Genomic DNA, 24,546 nt, shown 5'->3' on the forward strand with positions numbered 1-24,546 from the left:
TCATTCATCGCAGGGCTTCGAGCCTGCGGTTCCGGTTGCCGATACGCAGCCAGCTGACGCGGGTGCGGGAACGCCTTGCGAGAAAGCCACAAACATAGGTCGCCATCAGCATGAACATCGTTTCGCTCTTCGAAGGCAATGTCCGCAAATATGGTGACAAGCCGTTCTTGCGGCACGCGGGCACGTCGTATAGCTATGGTCACATCGACGCTCAGTCGAAGCGTGCTGCCGCCGTGCTTTCGCGGCACGGCGTGCAGGCGGGTGATCGGGTGGCGCTCATGTGCTTCAATACGCCCGGCTTCATTATCGCGATGCTGGGCGCGTGGCGGATCGGCGCGGTGGTGGTCCCGGTCAATCACAAATTGCAGGCACCGGAAGTCGACTACATTCTGACGCACGCCAGGGTCAAGCTGTGCATCTTCGACGGCACGCTTGCACCGGTGATGGACCGCCTCGAAACCAGCGTCCCCGCGATGAGTACGGATAGCGCGGCGCCCGGTTACGTCTGGCTCGATGAGCTTCTCGACGACGCGATCGGCTATCAGGGCAGCCCGCCTGGCGACAGCGCGATCGCCCAGATCCTTTATACGTCGGGCACGACCGGCCGGCCCAAGGGTTGTGTGCTGAGTCACCATAACGTCTGCCAGGCGGCACAGACCACGGCATTGGCGATGTCCATGACACGCGACGAGCGCACGCTCCTCGCGATGCCTCTGTGGCATTCGTCACCGCTGAACAACTGGATGCTCGGCACGCTTTATGTGGGCGGCACCGTTATCCTGTTGCGCGAATATCACCCGCTGTCGTTTATCCAGACCGTTCAGGACGAACGCGTCACACTCTTCTTCGGCGCGCCGGTTTCCTACCTGCTGCCACTGCAGATGGGACTCGATATCGGCGCATTCGACCTCAGTTCCATTCGTGCGTGGATCTATGGCGGTGGTCCGATTGGCGCCGACCTCGCTCAACGTCTCGCGCTCGTCTACCGCAGCGATCGTTTCTATCAGGTCTTCGGCATGACGGAGACCGGCCCGTCCGGCACCGTTCTCTATCCCGACGAGCAGATTGCGAGGGCCGGGTCCATCGGCCGCGTCGCGACGCCGGGTGTCGACATCCGTGTCGTACGCGAAGACGGCAGCGAGACGCTCCCCGGAGAGGTCGGTGAAATTCTGCTGAAGGCGGACTCGACGATGCAGGGATATCTCGACGACGAGGCCGCCACGGCACAGGCGTTGGTTGACGGGTGGTATCGCACCGGCGACCTGGTGCGCAAGGACGCGGACGGCTATCTGTTCATTGTCGACCGCAACAAGGACATGATCATTACGGGAGGCGAGAACGTCTATTCGAAGGAAGTCGAAGATGCGTTGCTCGCTCATCCGGCAGTCAAGGACGTCGCCGTGATTGGCCGCCCCCATGATGAATGGGGCGAGACCGTCGTCGCGGTTCTGGTCGCGCGCGACGGCGTGATGCCCGACGCGAAAGAGCTGAGTGAGTTCCTCGCCAGCCGCCTCGCGAAGTACAAGATCCCCAGGGAGTATGTTGTGCGGGACGTGCTTCCGCGCACGCCAACTGGAAAGCTGATGAAACACCTTTTGCGTCAGGCTCCGTTGCAATGAGGCGATTCGCTTGAGGTGCGCAATGGGGTGAAAGACTGAAAGCTCGATGACGATGCAGCGCCGGTGGCGGCTTGCTCGCCGATACGTATTGGCAATACCTGGAAATTCACAAGCTTTGGGTCAGCGACGCGCATCGCAAGTTGGGGCACGCATCGCGACTGCTTGAGGCCGCAGAAGCAGAAGCACGTCGGCGCGGCTGCAAACAGGCGTTTTTAGATACGTTCAGCTTTCAGGCGCCTGGCTTTTATCAGAAGCTCGGCTATAGAGAGTTCGGCAGACTTGAGGAGTTTGGTGGCGAACATAGTCGCTACTATCTGCATAAACGGCTCGATGGCGGATAAGCACGTTGGCGCGATTGGCAAGGGGAACTGTCGAGGGGCATTGTCAACTTGCTGAATGACGTGCACGCGAAAGCGTATTGACGTTTTACTCACTCACCTCGTTTCACTGCAGCTTGCCCACCAAACCTGTTAGCGCAGTTTTAGTGCGACCTATTTTGCAGGCCATAGAAAAAAAGCCCAGCACCGGCTCGCCGTTACTGGGCCCTATCAACCAGAACCGCTTGGGAACATGGGTGATCTACCTCACCTAAGTGGCTACCCGCGCGCCGCAATCACTGCGTAGTATTAGCCGCAACCAGCGCCGGTGTCGCGCTCACCCTGGCCAGCTCATCGCTTGACCAGCCACCGCCCAGCGCATGCAGCAGTTGCACATTCGCGCTCAACTGGCGGGTCTGGACGTCGAGCACGCCGCGCCGTGCATCGAGTTCCACGGTCTGCGCCTGCACCACATCGAGATAGCCGACGGTGCCCTGCTTGTATTGACGCAACGCGAGGTCGACGGTCTCCTGCGCCGAGGTGGCCGCATCCCGTTGCTCGCCCAGCGCCGTGCCGAGATACGACAGAAGGGCGAGGCTGTCTTCGACCTGCTGGAAGGCCGACAACACCACGCTGCGGTAACGCTCCCCGGCTTCATCGGTGGCTGCTTTCGCGGAATCGAGTTTCGCGCGGCGGTAGCCGCCATCGAAAATGTATTGCACGAGTTGTGGCCCGATTGCCCAGAAGATATTCGGTGCGCTAACCAGCCCGGCGTAGGCCGCGCTTTGTACCCCGCCTTGCAGGCCGAGGGCGATGTCCGGGAAGTAAGCGGCACGCGCCACGCCGATCGTGGCATTGGCCTCGGCGACCCGGCGTTCTGCGGCGGCGACGTCGGGGCGCCGCTGCAACAGCGTGGAGGGCAGCCCGGTTGGAATGGCCGGCAACGTGATGTCGGCAGTCTGTTGCGGCAGCGTGAACTCTGACGCGGACGCGCCAACCAGCACGGCGATCGCGTGTTCGAGCAACGCCCGTTGTGCGAGGTTCTGCGACAACTGCGATTTCGCCGACGAGAGCTGCGTGCGCGCGCGCGACACGTCAAGGCCGGACACGATACCGCTATCGTGCAGGGTCTGCGTGAGCTGAAGCGCTTTCGCGTAAGCCACGACCGTCTCATTCAGCAGATCGGTCTGCTGGTCGAGCCCACGCAGGCGGATATAGCTGTCTGCGAGCTGAACCTCGAGGCTGAGTCTCACCGACGCCAGATCGGCCTGGGTGGCCTGTGCCTCGTCCTTGCCGGCGGCGACGGAGTCGCGTACGCGACCCCACAGATCGAGGTCGTATTTGACGCTGGCGCCGAGCGTGACCGAGTTGTAGTTTGCCGGACCGTTGCCGCGCAACGGCGCGGTGTCGGACTGGCGCTCGCGCAGAGGCACCGCGCTCGCGCTCACGCTCGGATAGAGTTCCGACTGGACCTGCGCGACAAACGCCTGGGCCTGTCTGTAGTGATCGTATGCCGCGCGCAAGTCGGTATTGCTGGCGAGCAGCCGGGTTTCCAGGTCGTCGAGCTGCGGGTCGCCATACATTTTCCACCAGCCGTCCCGGTCGATCCGGTCGGCGGGTTGTGCACTGGTCCACGGCCCGACCGTCCTGAATTGCGCGGCCACCGGCGTTGCCGGAACGTGATAGTCCGGCGCGAGCGAGCAGGCCGATAGCGCGACGACGCCCGGCAGCAGCGCCGTAAATCGATACTTAGCCATGTGCCGCTGCCTTCCTGTCAGTCGCCGTTGCTATCTGCACGTGGTCTCCGTCTGCGAGTCCGTCAGGCGGCGTATCGATCACACGGTCGGTCGCGGCAAGGCCCGCGCCGATCTCCACCGAGTCGCCAAAGTCGCGGCTGATCTTCACCGGCTTGAACACCACCTGATTGTTGGGACCCAACGTGGCCACCACCGTGCCGCGGCTGTCGAACACCAGTGCGCTCGCCGGCACCCGGATCGAATCGGCGGACACGGGCAGATTGAATTTCAGACTGGCAAAGCCGCCAGGCAGCAGCTTGCCGTTGGCATTGTCGACCAGCAACTGGACCAGCGTGGTGCCGGAACTCGAGTTGACCGAGCCGGCCGCCGCGACGACGCGGGCGGTGAATTGCTGATCGGGATACTCGGGCACGGTCAGCGTGGCGTTCGTGCCGTCGTGAATAGCCGGGGAATAATTCTGCGGCACCTGGACATACACGCGCAGCTGTTTGACGTCGGACACTTCGAACAACTCCTGCCCCACGCCGCCGGCGCCGGCATTGACCAGTGCGCCAACGTCGGTATCGCGGGCGGTCACCACGCCATCGAACGGAGCGACGATACGCGCGAATGCCTTGGTGGCGACCAGCCGGTCCACGTTGGCCCTGGCTGCGGCAGCGGTCGCGGCGCGGGCGGTGTAGTCCGCGGTACGCTGGTCGACGTCCTGCTGGGCGACGGAATCGGTGCCGCGAAGGGCTTCCCAGCGTTTGGCCGTGGTGCCGGCAACCAGCGCATTCGCCTGCGCACTCTGAAGATCGGCGCGTGCCTGCACCAGTTGCTGGTCGAGTTCGGGTGTTTCGATTTCAGCCAGCAGCTGGCCCGCTTTGACCCGTGTACCAATGTCGACATTCCATCGTTTCAGATAGCCGCTCACCTGCGCGAAGATCGGCGCGCGCGTATAGGCTTCGAGGCGTCCGGGCAACTGTAGCGAAGGCCCGCTGGTATCGCGAATGGGCTTGATCAGATTGACGGTTTGCACCGACTGCGCGTCGGTCCAGGTTTTCAGCTTGCGGGCGTCGACGGCGCGCAGCGTGAGGCCAGCGGCGACGATGCCGATGGCGATCAGCAGGCCGATCACGCCAGCAACGCGCAGCGGACGGCGCGACGGCGGGTTAGCGGGGAACGTGGTTTCAGACGACATGGGCAGGACCTCCCGAGGCGGATGCCGGGGTAGCCGCGCGCCCGGGGCGCGCGTGGACGATACAGAAAATGGCGGGCACGAGGAATAGCGAAGCGGTGGTGGCGAAGATCAGACCGCCAATCACGGCGCGGCCAAGCGGCGCGTTTTGCTCGCCGCCTTCGCCGAGCGCGAGTGCCATCGGCGCCATGCCGATGATCATCGAAAGCGCCGTCATCAGAACCGGGCGAAAGCGCGTAAAGCCCGCTTCGAGCGCAGCCTTGAATGGATCGCCATGCACCGCAAGACGCTCCCGGCAGAAGCTGACCACCAGGATCGAGTTGGCCGTGGCCACCCCCATGCACATGATCGCGCCGGTGAGCGCGGGCACCGACAGCGTGGTGTGGGTCGCGAACAGCATCCAGACGATGCCGGCCAACGCAGCAGGCAACGCGCTCACGATCACAAACGGATCGGCCCAGGACTGGAAGTTGACCACGATCAGCAGATAGATCAGCACCACCGCGCCGAGCAGGCCGAACAACATGCCGGAGAACGCACTGTTCATGGTCTGCACCTGGCCCAGCAGTGCCACGGTCGAGCCCTTGGGCAGCGTGTGCGCGTTGTCGCGGACAATGCGCTGGATATCTGCAGCCACCGCACCCAGGTCGCGGTCCTGGGTGGTCGCGAAGATCTCGACCATCGGCTGGATGTTGTACTGGCTGACCACCTCATTGCTGCTGGTGCGCTGAACGGTGGCGAGGCCGCCGAGAATTTGCGCTGCGTTGTTGCCGCTGGCCGTGATCGGAAGGTTTTGCAGCGCCGCCAGCGAATCGAGGTTGTATTGCGGCGTTTGCATCACGATCGGGTAAGACACGCCGTTCGCATTGTTCAACCAGAACGTCGGCGCGACCTGGCTCGACCCTGCCAGATTGACGACCATGCTGTTGGTCACGTCGCGCTCGGTGATACCCAGCAATTGCGCTCGTGTCCGGTCGACGTCGACGTTAAAGGTAGGGTTGGCGTGCGACTGGGCGATCCGTGCATCGACCACGCCAGGCACATCGCGCACGAGGCGCAGGATATGGTCCGCATAGCCGTAGTTCGCCGCGAGGTTGTTGCCGCGGATCTGCAGGTCGATCGGCGCGGGCGAGCCGAAGTTCAGGATCTGACTGATGATGTCGGCCGGCGGAAACGAGAACGTCACGCCAGGGAATTCTCGTGGCAATTGCTCGCGCATGCTGCGTACGTACTCGGCAGTCGGGCGATGCCCTTCGTTGAGTGCGATCTGGATGTCGCCGTCCTGCGAGCCGACGGTGCCGGTATTGTTGTACGCGGTGTTGATGCCGCTCACCGGCAGGCCCATGTTGTCGACGACGGTGCCAAGATCGTCGGGTGGAATGATCTGGCGAATTGCGCCTTCGACGTTGGCGAAAATCTGCGCGGTTTTTTCGACGCGAACCCCGACTGGCGCGCGCACGTGCATCAGGATCTGCCCGGCGTCGACGGTAGGAAAGAAATTGCGGCCGAGGAACGGCACCAGCGCGAACGAGAGGGCAACGAAACCGAGAAAGCCCGTGACGAACGCCCGCCGATGCGTGAGCGCCAGTTCGAGCAGGCCGTGATACTTCGCGCGAACTTTTTCAAAGCGCGCCTCGAAGCCGCGCTGAAAGCGTCCGAGCGGTCCAGCGCTGGTGCTTTCGTGCTCGTGTTCGCCCGGCACATGCTGCTTCAGCAGAAATTTGGCCATGGTCGGCACGAGCGTTCTCGACAGGATGAACGACGAGATCATCGCGAAGATCACCGCTTCGGCCATCGGCACGAACAGGAAGCGCGCGACACCGTTCAGGAAGAACATCGGCACAAACACGATACAGATGCAGAGCAGGGACACGAATGCCGGCGTGACGATCTGCGCGGCGCCGTCGAGAATCGCGGTCTCCACTTCCTTGCCATGCTCCAGGTGCCAATTGATGTTTTCAATGGTCACCGTCGCGTCGTCGACCAGAATCCCCACCGCTAGCGCGAGGCCGCCCAGCGTCATGATGTTCAGCGTCTCACCGAGCGCAGACAGCGTGGCGATGGAGCCGAGAATGGCGAGCGGGATCGAGGTGGCGATGATGATGGTCGAGCGCCAGCTGCCGAGAAACAGCAGGATCATCAGGCTGGTCAGCACGGCGGCGATCACGCCTTCGCGCGCGACGCCAGTAATGGCGGCGCGCACGAACAGCGACTGGTCGCCAATCGGGTCGATCTGCAGGTTGTCGGGCCATGAGGCTTTCGCTGCGGCGATCTGATCCTTGATGCCGGAAATGATGCCGAGCGTCGACACCGAACCGTTCTTGAGCACCGACATCAGCACGGAGCGCTTGCCGTTGACGTGCACGATATTGGTTTGCGGCGGACTGCCGTCGCGCACGTTGGCAATGTCGCGGATGTAGACCGTGGTGCCGTTGGCGGCCTTGATCGGCAGATCGCCCAATGCCTTGATCTGCGACGGCGCATCGTTCAGTTGCAGCGTGTATTCGTAGTCACCGATCTTTTCCGTGCCCACCGGCGTGATCAGATTCTGGCCCGCCAGCGCATTGGCCACGTCCTGGGCGGACAAACCGCGCGCCTGCATGGCCACCGGGTCGACGTCGATCTGCACCTGACGCGTCTTGCCGCCGAACGGATAGGGAATGGCTGCGCCGGCAACCGTCGTGAGGATCGGTCGCACCGCGTTCAGGCCAAGGTCGCCGAGATTCTGTTCCGACAGTCCCTTACCCGACAGCGCCAACTGGATGATCGGCACCGTCGACGCGTTGTAGTTCAGGATCAGCGGCGGGGTCGTGCCGGGAGGCAGTTGCCGCAACTGGGTTTGCGCGACGGCGGTCACCTGCGCGTTGGCCGTACTGATGTTCACGCCCGGCTGGAAGAAGATCTTGATGATCCCAAAGCCGGCGACCGACTCCGCCTCGATATGCTCGACGTCGTTGACGGTGGTGGTCAGCGTACGTTCGAACGGCGACGTGATGCGGCCGACCATCTGGTCCGGCGGCAGACCCGTGTATTGCCACACCACGCTGATAACCGGAATCCTGATGTCCGGGAAGATGTCGGTCGGCGTCCGCATCGCAGACAACGGACCGATGATGAGGATGAAGATCGCCAGAACGACGAAGGTATAGGGTCGCCGGAGGGCTATACGGACTAGGCCGAGCATGAGGGTTCCAGTGCTTTGAGAAGAACGTGGCGCGCCTGCTGCACACAGCGAGCCATGCGGCGAATCTCACGCCTATGCGCGTCCAGGGAGCAGACTCGGCACGCGGCTGGGCCGGACAGCGGTTCGCTCGTGACGGAGCAGGGGCCAGGGGTTCGCATCATCGATATTTCTTGAGGTCGCTTGCGGCTTGATATCAATTGGAAAAAGCTAACGTGCGTGACTGCCTTCACGCGCTGTTCGCAGCGCTGCTCGAGAGCGACAACCCCGCACTGCGTAGGGTCGTTTTGAATCTCGCGCGAACGATCCAGAACCGGATCCAAGCGCTAACGTACACAAAGCACGACATTCCTGCTGACCGTCAAAATGTCTCAAACCATGTTCACGCTCAACGGGGCCGCTTATCTCCGTGCGTGACGCGAGCGCGCATGTCACTGTCGGGTCATGTGCAGGTGGACCAACGCGTGACCGGGACGACACACTGCGGGGATGCATGGAAACAGGAATGCGGATGCACTCTCGGGCCAATGCGCCGCCAGGCAGCTTGAATGCTGCTAACTGCCTGAATAAGGAACTCACAACGCTTACTCAAAACTTTCAAATGGCGAGCGTCGGCCATTTCGAAAGTGCACGTCGTTGTATTGACCCCGTGCCGTTAAAGCGACGCAGAATAGCGGGCGCTATCGGTTTGGGAAAGGTAGCTTTCGCACAATACTGTTGTGTGGAAAACAGCGTGATTTTGGTCGGGTGGGAGGCGTGGCATTGTCGGGAGGAAGCGGCCAGCGGAAGCCGCTAACCTTCCCTATAGTTGCACAAGTTCAGTCGCGATTAAACCAGTACGATCAGTCGAAAGCAAAGCCGGTTTCATTCCGGATCAGTGCCGTTGCGAGTCGTTGTGCCGAAAGACTATCTGGGAGAATAAATTAGATAAGAAGGATCACTTATCTATAGACGGGAAGTATTCCATTCGCTTCACACAGCGATCTCCTTGAAGACGACCCTCGCAAGTTCGAGTGGATCTTTTCGAATCCGGTGCATCAACTCGATGCCGGCCAGAATGTTCTTTGCATTCCTGAAATGCGTGAAGGCCTGTATGACATTCGTTCGGCACCTGATAGGACGATGGTGCTGTTCGATCAGGATCGTTATGCAGACCAGCGACAGGCTGCGCACGATCACGCAAGCCGAACTTGTAGCGCAGATGCCACCACACCCACAGCCATGATCGCCTCGCAGTTGACGTGATGGCCCGAGAGCCCATCGTCGATGCGTCTTTTACCTGTCCGTTTCCCCCAACATAACGCAACTAACTGTCATAACCTTACATTTCATTAACTTCAAAATGCGGGCGCCGCGATCGCGAATTCTTGTCCGCCACCGTCGCGCCAGTGGACTATGATGAATTCGACCAGTGATAACCACTGAAACCGGCTACAGGCGGAGCGAGTTGTGCGGGTAGAGTAAGGGCGTCCATTCGAGGCGTACCTCCGAAACAGTAACGAGGTGAACATGTACGGTTCAAGCGCCCTTGTTCTAGCCCGTATGCAGTTTGCCTTCACGGTCGGTTTTCACATCATCTTTCCCGCCATCACGATTGGACTCGCGAGTTTTCTTGCGGTGCTGGAGGGGATGTGGCTGAAGAACGGGGAGGAGGCCTATCGCGATCTCTATCACTTCTGGTCGAAGATCTTTGCTGTGAACTTCGGGATGGGCGTGGTCTCCGGGATCGTCATGGCCTACCAGTTCGGCACCAACTGGAGCCGCTTCGCTTACTTCGCGGGCGGCATTACCGGGCCATTGCTGACCTATGAGGTTCTCACCGCGTTCTTCCTCGAGGCAGGTTTTCTGGGGGTGATGCTGTTTGGCTGGAACCGGGTCGGACGGGGACTGCATTTTTTCGCCACGGTCATGGTGGCGATCGGTACGCTCATTTCAACCTTCTGGATTCTGGCGTCCAACAGCTGGATGCAAACGCCGCAAGGCTACGAAGTGATCGGCGGGCGCGCGGTACCTATAGACTGGTTCGCCGTGATCTTCAATCCTTCGTTTCCGTTCAGGCTGGCTCATATGGCCATTGCGGCCTTTCTGGCGACGGCATTCTTCGTGGGTTCCTCGGCGGCGTGGCACCTATTGCGTGGACGCGACAATCTGGCAATACGCACGATGTTTTCGATGGCCATGTGGATGGCGCTCATCGTCGCGCCTATCCAGGCAGTGGTGGGCGATGCACACGGGCTGAATACGCTCGAATATCAGCCTGCGAAGATCGCTGCGATAGAAGGGCACTGGGAGAACATTCCGGGGCAGCCCACGCCGCTTATCCTCGTCGGCTGGCCGGACATGAAGGCCGAGGTGACCCGCTTCGCGATCGAAATTCCGGTGCTGGGCAGCGTGATCCTGACACACAGTCTTCACAAGCAGGTTCCCGCACTCAAGGAGTTTCCAGCGAGCGACCGCGCCAATTCCACGGTGGTGTTCTGGAGCTTCCGGATCATGGTCGGCATGGGCCTGCTGATGATTCTCGCCGGCCTCTGGGGCCTCTGGCTACGCACGCAGCGGCGGCTTTATCAGTCGCGGGCATTCCTGACCCTGGTCCGGTGGATGGGGCCGGTGGGCCTGATCGCCTTGATCGCCGGGTGGATCACGACCGAGATGGGCCGGCAGCCCTGGGTGATCTACGGCGTGATGCGCACAGCCGACGCGTCGTCACCGCAAAGTACCGCCCAATTAGGCCTGACCCTCGTGCTATTCGTGGTGGTCTATTTTTCGGTGTTCAGTCTGGGGATCATGTACATGATGCGCCTGGTCCGCAAAGGACCGATACCCGACGAAGGCCGGCTGCAGACGCAGGGCGGAGCCGGGCAGCATCGCACGGCGGCCCGGCCGCTGTCGGCTGCAACGGACGATGACGACCACGGCGCCACCCGCTGAGGAGCTGAGTGATGGGAATCGATCTCGCAGTGATCTGGGCGCTGATTATTGTTTTCGGCTTGATGATGTACGTGGTCATGGACGGCTTCGACCTGGGCATCGGCATTCTCTTTTACTTCATCAAGGATAAGGAAGAGCGCGATGCAATGATGAACACCGTGGCGCCAGTCTGGGACGGTAACGAAACCTGGCTGGTGCTGGGCGGCGCCGGACTATTCGGCGCATTTCCGCTCGCCTATGCGGTGATCCTGAGTGCGCTATACCTGCCGTTGATCTTCATGCTGATGGGGTTGATTTTTCGCGGCGTCGCATTCGAGTTTCGTTTCAAGGCCCGCGACGCGAAGCGCCACATCTGGGACAAAGCGTTTATTGGCGGATCGCTGGTCGCGACTTTCTTTCAGGGCGTCGTGCTGGGCGCATTTATCGACGGCATTCCGGTCGTGGACAACGGCTATGCCGGAGGACCGCTCGACTGGCTCCGGCCATTTCCGCTGTTTTGCGGCATTGCGTTGATCGTCGGCTATGCGCAGCTGGGTTGCACGTGGCTCATCATGAAGACAGAAGGCCGCTTGCAGCGCCAGATGCATGAGCTCGCACGACCGTTGGCGTATGCGTTGCTGTTGATGATCGTCGTGATCAGCGTGTGGACGCCGCTGTCGCATGCGGAGATTGCCCACCGCTGGTTCAGCATGCCCAATCTGCTTTTCTTCCTGCCGGTTCCCGTGCTCGTCATTCTCGGGTTTTTTGCCGTCTTGCGCGAGATTGCGCGGCGCGCGACGGTGACGCCGTTTCTGCTGACCCTGATGGTGGTCTTTCTGAGCTATAGCGGCTTTGGCATCAGCGTATGGCCGAACATCATTCCACCGTCGGTGACGCTCTGGGAGGCGTCGTCCGCGCCGCAAAGCCAGGGCTTCTCGCTCGTCGGCGCGTTGTTCATCCTGCCGTTCATCCTCGGTTACTCTGCGTGGAGCTATTACGTGTTTCGCGGCAAGGTCAAGGTCGGAGAGGGCTACCATTGAGGGATCCAGCATGGAGCAAACCGTATTGACGGATCACGCGTCTGCGAACCGGTCGCCGCTATGGAAACGTATTGCCTGGCTCTTCGCCATCTGGCTTGCAAGCGTTTCGACTGTGCTGATCGTCGTGGAGATCATCCGCTTTCTGATGTCTGCGGCTGGTCTGAAAACGCACTGATTTTTCTGTCCGGCATGCGGACTGAGTTCGTCCAGATACGATGATGAGTTCGCGCTCGACGTGCCGGTCCCTGACAAGGTTGGCCAGATCGAGCAGCGACGGAGATCCGCATGGAACACCACGCCCGCACGCAGGACGAACGGCTTGAGATCAAGACCACCACCTGCTACATGTGCGCCTGCCGCTGCGGCATTCGGGTTCATCTGCGCGAAGGCGAGGTGCGCTACATCGACGGCAATCCGGAACATCCACTCAACCAGGGTGTGATTTGCGCGAAGGGCGCGTCCGGGATCATGAAGCAGTATTCGCCCGCACGCCTGACCCAACCGTTGATGCGCAAAGCCGGTGCCGAGCGCGGCAGTGCGCAGTTCGAGCCGGTGTCGTGGGAAGTCGCTTTCGACGTGCTTGAAAAACGGCTCGCCGCGATTCGCGCCACCGACCCGAAGAAATTCGCGCTCTTCACCGGTCGCGACCAGATGCAGGCGCTGACCGGACTCTTTGCCCGGCAGTTCGGCACCCCCAATTACGCGGCGCATGGCGGCTTCTGCTCGGCCAACATGGCGGCGGGCATGATTTATACGATCGGCGGATCGTTCTGGGAGTTCGGCGGTCCCGATCTCGACAGTGCGCGGTTGTTTTTCATGATCGGCACCGCGGAGGATCATCATTCGAATCCGCTGAAAATCGCGATTTCGAAGTTCAAGCGCGCGGGTGGCCGTTTCATCGCGATCAATCCGATCCGCACCGGCTATGCGGCCATTGCCGACGAGTGGGTGCCGATCAAGCCCGGCACCGACGGCGCATTGTTCATGGCGTTTCTGCACGAACTGATCGCCGCCGACGCGTGGGACCATGAGTTCGTCCAGCGCTACACGAACGCGGCGGAACTCGTCGATCTCGACGAGACGAGCGAGAACTTCGGCCTGTTCGTACGCGACCCTGACCGGGCAGCCGGCAACCCGCTCTTTCCGCAAAACCATCTGTGGTGGGATGCCGAACGCGCACGCGCGGTGCCGCATCATGCGCCGGGCGTAACGCCGGCGCTCGACGGCCGGTATACGCTCGACGACGGCAGGCCGGTCACACCGTCGTTCGCGTTGCTGCGTGAACGGGTCGCGCCGTGCACGCCCGAGTGGGCCGCGCCGATCACCGGCATTGCGGCAGACACGATTCGCCGCCTCGCCAGCGAAATGATCGAGACGAGCCGCGCGCACCGGATCACCTTGCCGATCCCGTGGACCGACGCGTGGGGCGTGAGCCACGACAGCGTCAGCGGTAATCCGGTGGCCTTTCATGCAATGCGGGGGCTCGCGGCGCACTCGAACGGCTTCCAGTCGATCCGTGCGCTGGCGGTGCTGATGTCGTTACTCGGCACCATCGACTGTCCTGGCGGGTTCCGTCACAAGTCGCCGTTTCCGCGCGCCGTGCCGCCGTCGGCCAAGCCGCCGAACAGTCCCGCTGCCGTCAAACCCAATACGCCGCTTGCCACCGGTCCGCTAGGCTGGCCGGCTGCGCCGGAAGATCTGTTCATCGACGAACAGGGCGGTCCCGTGCGCATCGACAAAGCCTTCTCGTGGGAGTATCCGCTCGCTGTGCATGGGGTGATGCACAGCGTCATTACCAACGCGTGGCGTGGCGACCCGTATCCGATCGACACCTTGCTGATTTTCATGGCCAACATGGCGTGGAATTCGTCGATGAATACGATGAAGGTGCGCGAGATGCTCGCCGACAAACAGGCCAACGGCGACTACAAGATTCCGTTTCTCGTGGTGTGCGATGCGTTCCAGTCCGAGATGACGGCGTTCGCCGATTTGATCCTGCCGGATACGACGTACCTGGAGCGATACGACGCAATGTCGATGCTCGACCGGCCGATCTCCGAGTTCGACGGCCCGGTCGATTCCGTGCGTGTGCCGGTCGTGCCGCCTACGGGCGAGTGCAAGCCGTTCCAGGAAGTACTGGTCGAACTGGCGTCGCGGCTCAAGTTTCCGGCGTTTACCACCGCCGAAGGGACGCGGCGCTTTCGCGACTATTCCGACTTCGTCATCAACTACACGACTTCGGCTGAATCCGGTGTCGGCTTTCTGATTGGCTGGCGCGGCAAGGACGGCGACAAGGCGCTGGTCGGCGAGCCGAATCCGCGGCAGTGGGAGCAGTATGCGAAGAACAATTGTGTGTTCCGCCACGTGCTGCCCGAGACGATGCAATACATGCGCAATTGCAACGGGCCGTATCTCGACTGGGCCGTCAGGAACGGCTTTCGCAAATTCAACGAGCCGATCCTGATCCAGCTTTACTCCGACGTGATGCAGAAGTTCCGCCTCGCCGCGCAGGGGCGCACGAGCGGCCGGCAGCCGCCCGATCATCTGCGGCAGCGGGTCGAGACTTACTTCGATCCGCTGCCGTTCTGGTACGCACCGCTGGAGAGCCACTCGACTGATCAAACGCGCTTTCCGCTTGCTGCCGTCACGCAGCGGCCCATGGCCATGTATCACTCGTGGGACTCGCAGAACGCGTGGCTGCGTCAGATTCATGGCGAGAACTATCTGTACATGAATCCGCTGATGGCGACCGGGCTCGGCATTGCAGACGGAAGCTGGATTTACGCCGAATCGCAATGGGGGCGAGTGCGCTGCATGGCGCGCTTCAGCGAGACGGTCGAGCCGGGAACGGTGTGGACGTGGAACGCGATCGGCAAGGCCGCCGGTGCGTGGAACCTCGGGGCGGGCGCGAACGAGTCGCAGCGCGGTTTCCTGCTCAATCACCTGATCACCGATGAATTGCCGGGCACCCGTGACGCAGCGCAGCGTCTATCGAACTCCGATCCGGTGACCGGGCAGGCAGCGTGGTACGACGTGCACGTGCGCATCTACCCGGCGGAAGCGGACGCGCGCAACACGCTGCCGCAGTTCGAAGCGATCTCGGCGGTGCCGGGCCAGAACAGCGTGATTTCGCGGATCGTGCAGACCTACTTCGCGGGACGCGGCGAGTTCGCGGCGCGGCTGCGCGGCGCAGTGGGACGCAAGTAACGACTGACGCAAAGGAGTGTCCGATGACCCAGATGGCGTTGGTAATCGACCTGAACGTATGCGTGGGTTGCCAGGCATGCGTGACGAGTTGCAAGGAGTGGAATACGTCGGGAGAGTCGGGCAGTCTCGCTGACTTCAATCCGTACGATGCCGACCCGTCCGGCACTTTCTTCAACCGCGTGCAGACCTTCGAGGCGGGCAGTTTTCCGGACGCGGAGACGATTCACTTTCCGAAATCCTGTCTGCATTGCGAGGACCCGCCGTGCGTGCCCGTGTGTCCGACCGGCGCGAGTTACAAACGCAAGGAGGACGGCCTGGTGCTGGTCGATTTCGACCGCTGTATTGGCTGCAAGTACTGCGCGTGGGCGTGCCCGTATGGAGCACGCGAACTCGACGAAGCGCGCAGGGAGATGACCAAATGCACGCTGTGTGTCGATCGCATTCACGATGAACATCTGTCGGAGCGTGACCGGCAACCTGCCTGCGTGCTCGCGTGTCCAACTTCAGCGCGGCTCTTCGGCGATATTCACGACCCGGAGTCGGTGGTGTCGAAGGCGATCGAGGAGCGGGGCGGCTATCAGTTGATGCCCGAGTGGAACACGCGGCCGGCGAACCACTATCTGCCGCGTATTCCGACGACCTCCGCCGTAGGGTGCGGCAGCGATGCGTGCACCTGCGGAACCGCGAACGCGGCATTCGACGAACCGGCAAGCGAAGCGGCAAGCGAACCGGCAAACGAACCGGCAAGCGAACCGGCAAGCGAACCGGCAAGCGAACCGTCGTCGCCCGAGCAGCAGATGGAGCGCGGTGAACTACGTCTCGTCTCCATGGCGACGCGCATGGAAAGGATCACACGATGAATCCGGCCTTCTCCGTCGTTTTTCTAACTACGCTGAGCGGCGCGGCGCAAGGTTTGCTGATTGCGCTGGTCGGCCTGGAAGCCGCCGCACATCTCGGACTCGTGACCGGCGCGCCCGCTGATTTCTATGTCGGCGGCGCAGCGCTGTGCTTCGTGTTGGGCGGACTGGGGCTGATCGCATCGTTCTTTCATCTCGGTCATCCCGAGCGCGCTTGGCGTGCCATTGCAATGTGGCGCACGTCATGGTTGTCGCGTGAATGTCTGTGCCTGCCGGTGTTTCTCGCGTGCGCGTTTTTCTACGGCGTCGCGCATTGGTTCGGCGCGTCCGCGTCGCTGGCGATTGGCGTGCTCGGTGTGATTGCGAGCGCCGCGCTGTTCGTCTGTACGGCAATGATCTATGCGTGTCTGCGCTTTTTACAGGAATGGGCGACGCCGCTCACGCTGGTGAACTTTACGCTGCTTGGATGTGCGTCGGGTTTCACGCTGGCCACCGCACTGACAGCCTGGTTCGTGCCTCAGCTCACCGCCGGTCTGGCGCTCTGCGCATGCGTGCTGACGCTCGCCGGTTGCGCGAGCCGCTCGGCCTCGCTGGTACGCAATGCGCGACTACGGCCGAAATCGACTGTGCAGAGCGCGACCGGCATCAAGAATCCGAAACTGGTTCAGGTGTCGCGCGGTTTTACCGCTGGGGCGTTCAATCTGCGTGAGTTCTTTCATGGCAAGTCGGCGGGTACGCTACGCGGCGTCAAGTGGGGCTTCCTCGTGGCCGCGTTCGTTGTGCCGATCCTGCTGATGGCACTGGGTGTAGGGTGGCATTCGTTCGGCGTGTCGCTCGGCTTGCTGGCGGCCGCGTGTGTCGTTCAATACGCCGGGCTCGTGGCGGAGCGCTGGTTCTTCTTCGCGGAAGCGAAACATCCGCAGAATCTGTATTACGCAAGAGTCGGGTGACGAGGGTTGGGGCGGGATAACGCAGGCCATTCGACAAGAGCCGGGATAGGACGGGTTGCGTGGCCATGATGCTCACCGGGCGCCGTTACGCCAATGGCACGGGCGCTCGATGAGGCGTGGCTATCGAGTCGCGCCCGGGATGAACGCGACCCTGTCACCCCAGTCACCCAACGCAGTGACCGCAGTCGCCTGCTGCTCCGCCAACTCACGCTTTACGCGCTCGATGTCGCGAAAGCGGGCGGCGGGGTGATTGTCCGGCAACAACGGGGCGGCACCGAAGAGCTTCTCGCGCAGGGTGCCGGGCTGGTACGCGGTGGCATACACGCCGCGACGCTGCAACTCCGGCACGAGGTAGTTCACCACGTCCTCGAACGTCTCGTGAGCGATTGCGTAGGCCAGGTTGAAACCGTCCACATCCGTTGCCTCGACCCATTGCTGCAGGATGTCGGCAACCGTTGCAGCCGAGCCGACGAATACCGGTCCCATCCCGCCGATACCGCCCCACCGTGCGAGCTCTTCGATCGTCCATGCCTTGTCGCCGCCCGCGAGGTGTTCGACGGCTGATACGATCGCGTTGGTTTCGACACGCTTCACCAGGTCCGTCGGTGCGTACTGGCCGAAATCGATGCCGGTCCAGCCGGACATGAAGACGAGCGAGCCGTCGTACGACACGTAGCGTTGGTATTCCTCGAACTTCGCCTGCGCTTTGGCGTCGGTCTCGTCGACGATGACGGTGACGAGGTTGTAAATCAGAAGCTGACGCGGGTCGCGTCCCGCTTCCGCAGCCTGGCGGCGCACGTCCGCGACATAGTGTGTCAGCACCGCTTGCGAGGGCGCGGCGACGAACACGCATTCGGCATGTTGCGCGGCAAACGTCTTGCCCGGACCCGAAGCGCCTGCCTGATACAGCACCGGCGTGCGCTGAGGCGACGGCTCGCACAGATGGTAGCCGGGCACGTCGAAGAACTTGCCCTTGTGGCCGATTTCATGGACCTTGTCGGGGTTCGTGAATACGCGATTCTGCCGGTCGCGAACCACCGCGCCGCTTTCCCAACTGCCTTCGAACAGCTTGTAGAGCACCTCGATGTATTCGTTGGCGACCTCATAGCGGTTGTTGTGGCCGCGCAGGCCGCCTTCGCTGATATTCTTCGCGCCGCTTTCGAGGTACGACGTGACGATGTTCCAGCCGACCCGTCCCTTCGTGTGGTGATCGGCCGTGGAAAGACGGCGTGCGAACGTGTACGGATGCTCGAAGGTGGTCGACGCAGTAATGCCGATGCCCAGATGCTCGGTCACCATCGCGATGGGTGCTGCGAGTTGCAGCGGATCGTTGACGGGGATCTGCGCCGCCTGGTGCAGCGCATGGAAGTTGCTGCCCTTGTAGACGTCGTAATAACCCACCACGTCGGCGATGAAGATCCCGTCGAAGATGCCTTTTTCCAGAACCTTGGCGAGATCGGTCCAGTATTCCAGATCCTTGTACTGCCAGGAGCGGTCGCGCGGATGCGCCCACAAGCCCGGTGACTGATGACCCACGCAATTCATTTCGAACGCGTTGAAGCGAATGGTTTTACTCATGATGGTTACTTGTCTCCGCGGCCGGCAGCCGTGCCGATCTGCCACACGTAAGGCGGCTCAGTGCCGTTGATCGCCCAGTCGCCGACGATCCGGGCTTTATAGACGAGCGGGTTGTGGGATGCAATCGTCCGTGCGTTGCGCCAGTGCCGGTCGAGCGCCTTGCTCGTGCTCGTCGCAGACGCGCCGAGCGCATTGAACAGGTGCGTGGCCGCCCGCAAGACGAGTTCCGACACGACCACCTGGGCCTGCGCCGATTCGATCTCCGCATCGATGACAACTGCGCGCTCAGCCTCGGCGTCACCCGCCAGGTGCAATTCATACGCACGTTGCGACGGACGGGCCGCTTGCAGCGTGACCGCTTCGGCCGCATAGACCCACGATGCTATTTCGCCGACGACTTGCTGGATCTGCGCATCGTCGCTTGCCTGCGGTGCGTTGCCATGGCTGTAGACGCGCGTGCGCTCGCGAACCAGCGTCGCGGCATCACGCCTGATGGCCTGGCCGATACCGGCCAGCGTCGCGAGATGAAATAACTGATAGAACGCCGTCTGATACCTGAAGCGGCGTGCGAAGTCGATGACGTTGTGCTCATCGACCACGGCGTCGTCGAAGATCGTCGTGCCGCTGCCGGTGGTGGTCTGGCCGAAGCCATCCCAGTCATCCTTGCGCACGACGCCCGGCTGGTTCGTGCTGACGGCGGCGATCACGTCGCTGCGGTCGTCCGAGCGTTGCGCGTACACGTCGATCCAGTCGGCGAAGATGCTGCCCGTGCTGTAGTACTTCGCGCCGTTCAGAACCCAGCGACCCTCCTTTTTCGATACCTTCGTATTCACGGTCCCGATGCTGGCGCCGCCGGTCTCTGTCCATGCGCCACCGACAACCTGTCCGCTGACGAAGCGATCGAACCATGTCGACTGTTCAGCGCCGGCCGGTGCGTTCAGCCAGTCTTCGACGAACGCGAAGTGAGAGCGCAGCGCCTGCGGCAGATTGGAATCCGCTTCGGCCAGTTCGATCAGCAACTGCAGCAGCTGCGGAATCGACGCGCCCGCGCCGCCGAATCGGATGGGCACACGCACGGCGCCAAAGCCCGCTTCCTTGAGCAGCGTAATGGCGTCGTGCGGCAAAGTGCGCGAGCGATCTCTTTCGACGGCGCCTTCGGCAATGCGCGCGAAGATCGGTCTGAACCGGTTGGCCAACTGGTCGTAATCCGTGCCGGCCGACGGGTCGTGGTCGCGTTGGAGCTGGCTCATCCCTCTATCCTTTAGATTGGTTGGTACATCCAGTCCGCCGCCACGCTGGCCTGACCTGCTGCGAGGTTAGGGACGAAGGTGTCGGGCGAAGGGATGATGGCGGAATCGAGCCGTTCGAATGGAGATCAACGGCTGCAAGACTGCGGATGCGACTGCCTGCATCTCTATGCGACGCTAAAGCACGACGGTCAATGTGGCTACCACCGAATTTTCACTTGCTAATGATGTTTTCTTGATTCCGAATCAAGTCTTTGTTTTTGTAAATGATTTATTGGAATCGCCCAATTTCCGGCTGGCGCAGTCATAGCGGCGCTATCTGTATCGGGAACAGACCGCACGGCAGCCACCCGGTCGCCGGCAGGCAGGCATCGGCAACCGCGAGCAATGCATCAGAACGAGAAAGCTAAGCATAAAAAACTGTTTGTCATTGCAGGGCCAGTCAGCCTCTAATAGTTGGTTCCTGTTCGCGAGGCCACGGCTTTTGCCGACAGAGGTTCGCTGTCCGTATCGCTGGGCAACATGACGCCCCGGACGCGTGTCGCGCTGCATTGGCTCCGTCGCGGAGCAATCCTTTTTTATCGATATTTCGAGGCCGTATGGCTGACGTCACCTATTCTCGCAACAGCCATGTCGCTTCGACCAGGCACTATCTGGGTGTGTCGAAAGGGGCGTTCTACCGATGGCTCTCGTGGATCGTTCCCGCGCTCCTGATCGTGTTGTGGCAAGTTGCAGCCAGCACTGGACTGGTTTCCCCTCAGGTGCTGCCCGCGCCGAGCAGCGTCGCGGCAACCGCGCTGGATCTGGCACGAAGCGGCGATCTGTTCGTGCACCTCGGCGTTTCGCTGTTGCGTGCCGCGGCGGGGTTTGTCATCGGCGGCACGATCGGGCTGGCGATCGGCGTCGTGGTCGGCTTCTCACCGCTAGCGCAGGCGCTACTCGATCGCTCGATCCAGATGGTGCGCGCGATTCCTTTTCTTGCGATGCTGCCGCTCGTGATCGTCTGGTTCGGTGTCGGTGAGGTCGCAAAGATCTTTCTGGTCGCGCTCGCGGTCCTGTTTCCCATCTATATCAACACGATGCTCGGCATCCGCCAGATCGATCCGAAGCTGATGGAACTCGCCAAGGTCGTCGGGTTGGACTGGGCCGCGGTCGTGCGACGGATCATTCTGCCTGGCGCGATGCCGTCGATCCTCACCGGCGTGCGTTATGCGCTCGCGCATGCGTGGCTCGCATTGGTCATTGCCGAAACGCTTGCGACGACGAAAGGCATCGGTTTTCTGGCCATGGATGCCCGCGAATTTCTGCAGACCAACGTCATTCTGCTGACCATGATCATCTACGCGATCATCGGTGTCGTGGCGGACGGACTGGTACGGTTGCTCGAATCTCACTTCCTCTCATGGCACGCGAATTACGCGAAAGGACTGCGCAAATGAGCGTTCATCTCGCCCTGTCACGGGACGCCGTCGTACCCACGGTCGCTGAAGAGCGAGTGAACCGCTCACCACTCGCGGTATCGGTGCGCGGTTTGCAGCGCCGCTACGGCACGCGTGTCGTCATCGACGCGCTCGATCTCGATATCCGGAAAGGCGAATTCGTCGCACTGCTCGGAGAGAGCGGCTGTGGAAAGACCACACTGTTGCGTGCACTGGCCGGGCTCGACGTGCCTGACGCCGGCCAGATCCGCGCACCCGAACGTCCTTCCGTGGTGTTTCAGGAGCACCGGCTATTGCCGTGGGCGACGCTGTGGGAGAACGTCGCGCTCGGTCATGAAACGACGGTCGGTCGCGCGGGCGCAGCGCGCGCGCTGGCCGAAGTCGGACTGTCCGGGCGGGAGGACGACTGGCCACGCAACCTGTCCGGAGGGCAGGCGCAACGCGTGGCGCTGGCCCGGGGGCTGGTTCGCGATCCTGCGTTGCTGCTGCTCGACGAACCGTTCGCCGCGCTCGATGCACTCACGCGTATCAAGATGCACGGACTCGTCAAGGAACTCGTCGCACGCCATCAACCCGGGGTGCTGCTCGTGACCCATGACGTCGACGAGGCGCTCACGCTCGCCGACAGGATTCTTGTCATGCGCGCGGGACGCATCGCGGCTTCGTTTCAACCCGGCAATCACGCACCGCAGACCCTGCGGTCGAGCCTGCTCGAAGAACTCGGCGTTCAGTCTCACTGAGCGCTTTCTGTACGACTCCAAGGACCCGATAAGGATGAACGATTCATCGCTGAGCCGCCGCCAACTGTTGCGCGCGGCGGGTGGACTGCTGGCCGGCGCCGCCGCCAGCAGTCTGTTTCCGGCTCGCGCAGCCGAACCGCGCAAGCTCACACGCAACACCGATACGGTCCGCCTTGGATGGGGATACGGCAGCTTGCCGGACCTGGCCCGCCAGCGCGGCGTATTCGACAAGACGCTGGCTGCGAAGGGCATCAAGGTCGAATGGGTCGGGCCGTTCCCGAATCATGCGCCGTCGATTCAGGCCGTCGTGGGCGGCAGTGCGGATTTCGGCTTCTGGGGCTCGACGACGCCCGCACTGGCCGCGATGCTGGCCGGTTCGCCGCTCGTGTTCAATGCGTTCGACGTCTATTCCCCGCGCTCGACCGCGATCATTGTGAAGAAATCGAGCGGCATCAATTCGGTTGCCGATCTCGTGGGCCGCAAGGTCGCGATCAACCGGTCGGGGTTGGGGGAGTTCCTGCTGATCGCAGCACTGGAAAAGAACCACGTCGACCGCAGCAAGGTCGAGTTCGTTTATCTGAACCCACCCGACGCCGCGCCGGCCTTTGCGCAAGGGGTGGTCGATGCGTGGTCGATGTGGTCGCCGGCTGTCGACATCGCCCGCTATAGCAATAATGCCAAAGACATTTTCAACGAAGGACGCGACCTCGATTTCCTGATCGATTACAGCTCGCTCGTGACGCGCAGAAAATTTACCGAAGAGAATTCCGAACTGATTCGCGCAGTGATCGATGCGTACTATGTCGAAGGCGCATGGCAGTCCGCGCATTCCGCCGAATCTGAACAGATCGCGCAGAAGGAGGCTAAATATCCCGATCAGGTGCGCGACTATTTGACGAATCTGAAGCGCGTGAATCAATTCCACGAACCGGACGACGCAGCTTTCATCGCGCAATTCCAGCGTGCTGCCGACTGGCTCGCGGAACGCAAGATCATCAACTCGCGAATCAAGGTCGCGGATTACAGCGTCAAGGTTTGACAGACAGACGATGGCAACCACGCTCGTTTCACCGTTGTCCGCCAACCTCGGCTTCGCCGGGGTTATCGCCGATCTCGCCCGCACCGCAGTGGAGCGGGAGCGCAGTCATCGTTTACCGCACGAGGAAATCGCGCTGCTCAAGGAGCTCGGCTTCGGCGCACTGCGCCTGCCGCCCGACGCTGGCGGGCGAGGTGCGTCGTTGAGCGAGTTGTTCGTCGTGGCGCGTGACATCGCGGCAGCGGACTCGAACATCGCTCACGCATTTCGCAATCATCTGTGGCTGGTCGAAGCGGCGCTCCGGCATCGGGATCACCCTTTCCATGCACACGTTCTCGATCTGACGGGAAACCGCAAAACCGTCGGCCTGAGTTTCGCGCACACCGACGCGGTGGCGGCCGGTGCGCGTCCCAGCCAGGTGTTGAGCCGGCTCGACTGGGACGAAGAGCGGCGCGCCTATATCGGCTCGGGCGAGAAGGTCTACGCGACCGGCAACCTCTATAACGACGCGTTCGTTGGCGTCGCGGTGGAAAGCCGCGAAGGCAGAACCGTTCAATACGTGCTCGAGCGAGGCCCGGGCGTCAGCAACGATGACGACTGGCAGGGATTCGGTCAACGACTGACGGGCTCGGGGACGGCGAAGTTTCGTGCCGTGACGGTGCCCGCGGCTCATGTCTATCCGCCAGACCCGCCGCGCACCGACGAAGCGGCACCGTGGGGATACACCTTTCATCAGGTCTATCTGACCAGCTGTATTGCCGGGATCGTCCGGCGGATAGCGTTGGATGCCGTCGACGTGTTGCGCGCGCGTGGGCGCAACTTCTATCACGGTGATGCGGTGCATCCGTCGGACGAGCCCGTGCTGCAAGCGCTACTTGGCCGCATTCGAGCCTATTCGGCCAGCGTCGAAGCAACCGCCGATCGCGCGGTGGACGCGCTGCAGCGTGCGTGGGATAGCTATGGAACAGCCGACGAATATCACGCCACGCTCGCCGCGACGCTTTCGGCGGCAGAAGCCAAAGTCGTGATCGACGATCTCGCGCCGCAGATCGCCAGCTGGCTGATCGACTTGGGGTCCGGCTCGGTGGTGTCTCGCGTGGGCGCGCTGGACCGCCACTGGCGCAACATCAAGGTGATCGCTTCGCACAATCCGCGAACCTACAAGGAACGGCTGCTTGGACAAAACCTGCTGACGGGCCAACTGCCGCCCACCGGCGCGTTCTTCTGAGTTAGCGGGAGGGGTTGCAACGCGGCACCGGTTATCCGGTTGATGAGCGGCGTGTCAGCGTCGTTGAGTTATCGCTGTCGAGGCGCGCAGCTTGTCTGCGCGCCTTTGCATGTGGACGATCTGCGAGGGGCTAGAGCGCTTTGCGCGGATGGTATCGGCGTAACGTTCGCCAAAAATAAGTAAAGCGAAATTGCTTGGTTGGGTCAGGCCGGCCGTGCCGCGATACTTGTCTGTCCGATGGCCTGGTCATCGGCATTCAATGT

18 protein-coding genes are annotated in these 24,546 nt (G+C 61.9%); 13 read left to right on the forward strand and 5 right to left on the reverse strand.

The window, feature by feature from the left end:
- The first annotated feature begins 110 nt into the window (after positions 1 to 110).
- A complete protein-coding gene (locus tag LMG28727_RS27895; RefSeq protein WP_201645548.1) occupies positions 111 to 1,619 on the forward strand; it encodes a class I adenylate-forming enzyme family protein in 1,509 nt (502 codons plus the stop codon).
- 71 nt (positions 1,620 to 1,690) lie between these two features.
- Positions 1,691 to 1,960, forward strand: coding sequence for a GNAT family N-acetyltransferase (locus LMG28727_RS27900; protein ID WP_201645549.1), 270 nt, complete (start codon positions 1,691 to 1,693; stop codon positions 1,958 to 1,960).
- A gap of 272 nt (positions 1,961 to 2,232) precedes the next feature.
- Here the strand turns inward: LMG28727_RS27900 and LMG28727_RS27905 are convergent, their stop codons facing one another.
- From LMG28727_RS27905 to LMG28727_RS27915, 3 genes are read right to left on the reverse strand one after another with little or no spacing between them, the layout of a single operon-like run.
- Positions 2,233 to 3,693, reverse strand: coding sequence for an efflux transporter outer membrane subunit (locus LMG28727_RS27905; protein WP_201645550.1), 1,461 nt, complete (start codon positions 3,691 to 3,693; stop codon positions 2,233 to 2,235).
- Positions 3,686 to 4,873: an efflux RND transporter periplasmic adaptor subunit gene (locus tag LMG28727_RS27910; protein ID WP_201645551.1), complete on the reverse strand. Its 1,188-nt coding sequence runs from the start codon at positions 4,871 to 4,873 to the stop codon at positions 3,686 to 3,688. The genes LMG28727_RS27905 and LMG28727_RS27910 overlap by 8 nt, the downstream gene beginning before the upstream one ends.
- On the reverse strand, positions 4,863 to 8,054 hold the full coding sequence (locus LMG28727_RS27915) for an efflux RND transporter permease subunit (RefSeq protein ID WP_201645552.1): 3,192 nt from the start codon (positions 8,052 to 8,054) through the stop codon (positions 4,863 to 4,865). Before LMG28727_RS27915 ends, LMG28727_RS27910 begins: the two co-directional genes overlap by 11 nt.
- A 1,029-nt stretch (positions 8,055 to 9,083) precedes the next feature.
- Between LMG28727_RS27915 and LMG28727_RS27920 the strand changes: the two genes are divergently transcribed.
- From LMG28727_RS27920 to LMG28727_RS27950, 7 genes are all read left to right on the forward strand, one after another.
- Complete coding sequence (locus LMG28727_RS27920) at positions 9,084 to 9,296, forward strand: hypothetical protein (RefSeq protein WP_201645553.1); 213 nt, start codon at positions 9,084 to 9,086, stop codon at positions 9,294 to 9,296.
- A gap of 264 nt (positions 9,297 to 9,560) precedes the next feature.
- The gene (locus LMG28727_RS27925) at positions 9,561 to 10,982 is read left to right on the forward strand and encodes a cytochrome ubiquinol oxidase subunit I (protein WP_201645554.1); all 1,422 of its coding nucleotides are present in this window, start codon (positions 9,561 to 9,563) and stop codon (positions 10,980 to 10,982) included.
- 11 nt (positions 10,983 to 10,993) lie between these two features.
- Complete coding sequence (gene cydB, locus LMG28727_RS27930; protein ID WP_201645555.1) at positions 10,994 to 12,001, forward strand: cytochrome d ubiquinol oxidase subunit II; 1,008 nt, start codon at positions 10,994 to 10,996, stop codon at positions 11,999 to 12,001.
- A gap of 10 nt (positions 12,002 to 12,011) precedes the next feature.
- Positions 12,012 to 12,176, forward strand: a complete 165-nt coding sequence (locus LMG28727_RS27935; protein ID WP_201645556.1) for a DUF2474 domain-containing protein — start codon at positions 12,012 to 12,014, stop codon at positions 12,174 to 12,176.
- Positions 12,177 to 12,286: 110 nt separating this feature from the next.
- Positions 12,287 to 15,208, forward strand: coding sequence for a molybdopterin oxidoreductase family protein (locus tag LMG28727_RS27940; protein ID WP_201645557.1), 2,922 nt, complete (start codon positions 12,287 to 12,289; stop codon positions 15,206 to 15,208).
- A 23-nt stretch (positions 15,209 to 15,231) separates the two neighbouring features.
- Positions 15,232 to 16,068: a 4Fe-4S dicluster domain-containing protein gene (locus tag LMG28727_RS27945; protein ID WP_201645558.1), complete on the forward strand. Its 837-nt coding sequence runs from the start codon at positions 15,232 to 15,234 to the stop codon at positions 16,066 to 16,068.
- The gene (locus LMG28727_RS27950; RefSeq protein ID WP_201645559.1) at positions 16,065 to 17,015 is read left to right on the forward strand and encodes a dimethyl sulfoxide reductase anchor subunit family protein; all 951 of its coding nucleotides are present in this window, start codon (positions 16,065 to 16,067) and stop codon (positions 17,013 to 17,015) included. Before LMG28727_RS27945 ends, LMG28727_RS27950 begins: the two co-directional genes overlap by 4 nt.
- A 120-nt stretch (positions 17,016 to 17,135) precedes the next feature.
- On the opposite strand, the gene LMG28727_RS27955 is transcribed toward LMG28727_RS27950, so the two are convergent.
- Positions 17,136 to 18,593, reverse strand: coding sequence for an LLM class flavin-dependent oxidoreductase (locus tag LMG28727_RS27955; RefSeq protein WP_201645560.1), 1,458 nt, complete (start codon positions 18,591 to 18,593; stop codon positions 17,136 to 17,138).
- A 5-nt stretch (positions 18,594 to 18,598) separates the two neighbouring features.
- Entirely contained in the window at positions 18,599 to 19,843 is a 1,245-nt protein-coding gene (locus LMG28727_RS27960; RefSeq protein WP_201645561.1) for an acyl-CoA dehydrogenase family protein, read from the reverse strand.
- 596 nt (positions 19,844 to 20,439) lie between these two features.
- Here LMG28727_RS27960 and LMG28727_RS27965 point away from each other — a divergent pair.
- Genes LMG28727_RS27965 through LMG28727_RS27980 form a run of 4 tightly spaced genes read left to right on the forward strand, consistent with a single transcriptional unit; the run spans position 20,440 to position 24,283 of the window.
- On the forward strand, positions 20,440 to 21,279 hold the full coding sequence (locus LMG28727_RS27965; RefSeq protein ID WP_201645562.1) for an ABC transporter permease subunit: 840 nt from the start codon (positions 20,440 to 20,442) through the stop codon (positions 21,277 to 21,279).
- Positions 21,276 to 22,019 (forward strand): ABC transporter ATP-binding protein, encoded by a 744-nt coding sequence (locus tag LMG28727_RS27970; protein ID WP_201645563.1) that lies wholly within the window; start codon positions 21,276 to 21,278, stop codon positions 22,017 to 22,019. Before LMG28727_RS27965 ends, LMG28727_RS27970 begins: the two co-directional genes overlap by 4 nt.
- 34 nt (positions 22,020 to 22,053) lie before the next feature.
- Complete coding sequence (locus LMG28727_RS27975; protein ID WP_201645564.1) at positions 22,054 to 23,058, forward strand: NrtA/SsuA/CpmA family ABC transporter substrate-binding protein; 1,005 nt, start codon at positions 22,054 to 22,056, stop codon at positions 23,056 to 23,058.
- A gap of 10 nt (positions 23,059 to 23,068) precedes the next feature.
- Positions 23,069 to 24,283: an acyl-CoA dehydrogenase family protein gene (locus LMG28727_RS27980; protein WP_201645565.1), complete on the forward strand. Its 1,215-nt coding sequence runs from the start codon at positions 23,069 to 23,071 to the stop codon at positions 24,281 to 24,283.
- Positions 24,284 to 24,546 lie beyond the last annotated feature (263 nt).

Source organism: Paraburkholderia metrosideri (genome assembly GCF_904848625.1).
Taxonomy (GTDB): Bacteria; Pseudomonadota; Gammaproteobacteria; order Burkholderiales; family Burkholderiaceae; genus Paraburkholderia; species Paraburkholderia metrosideri.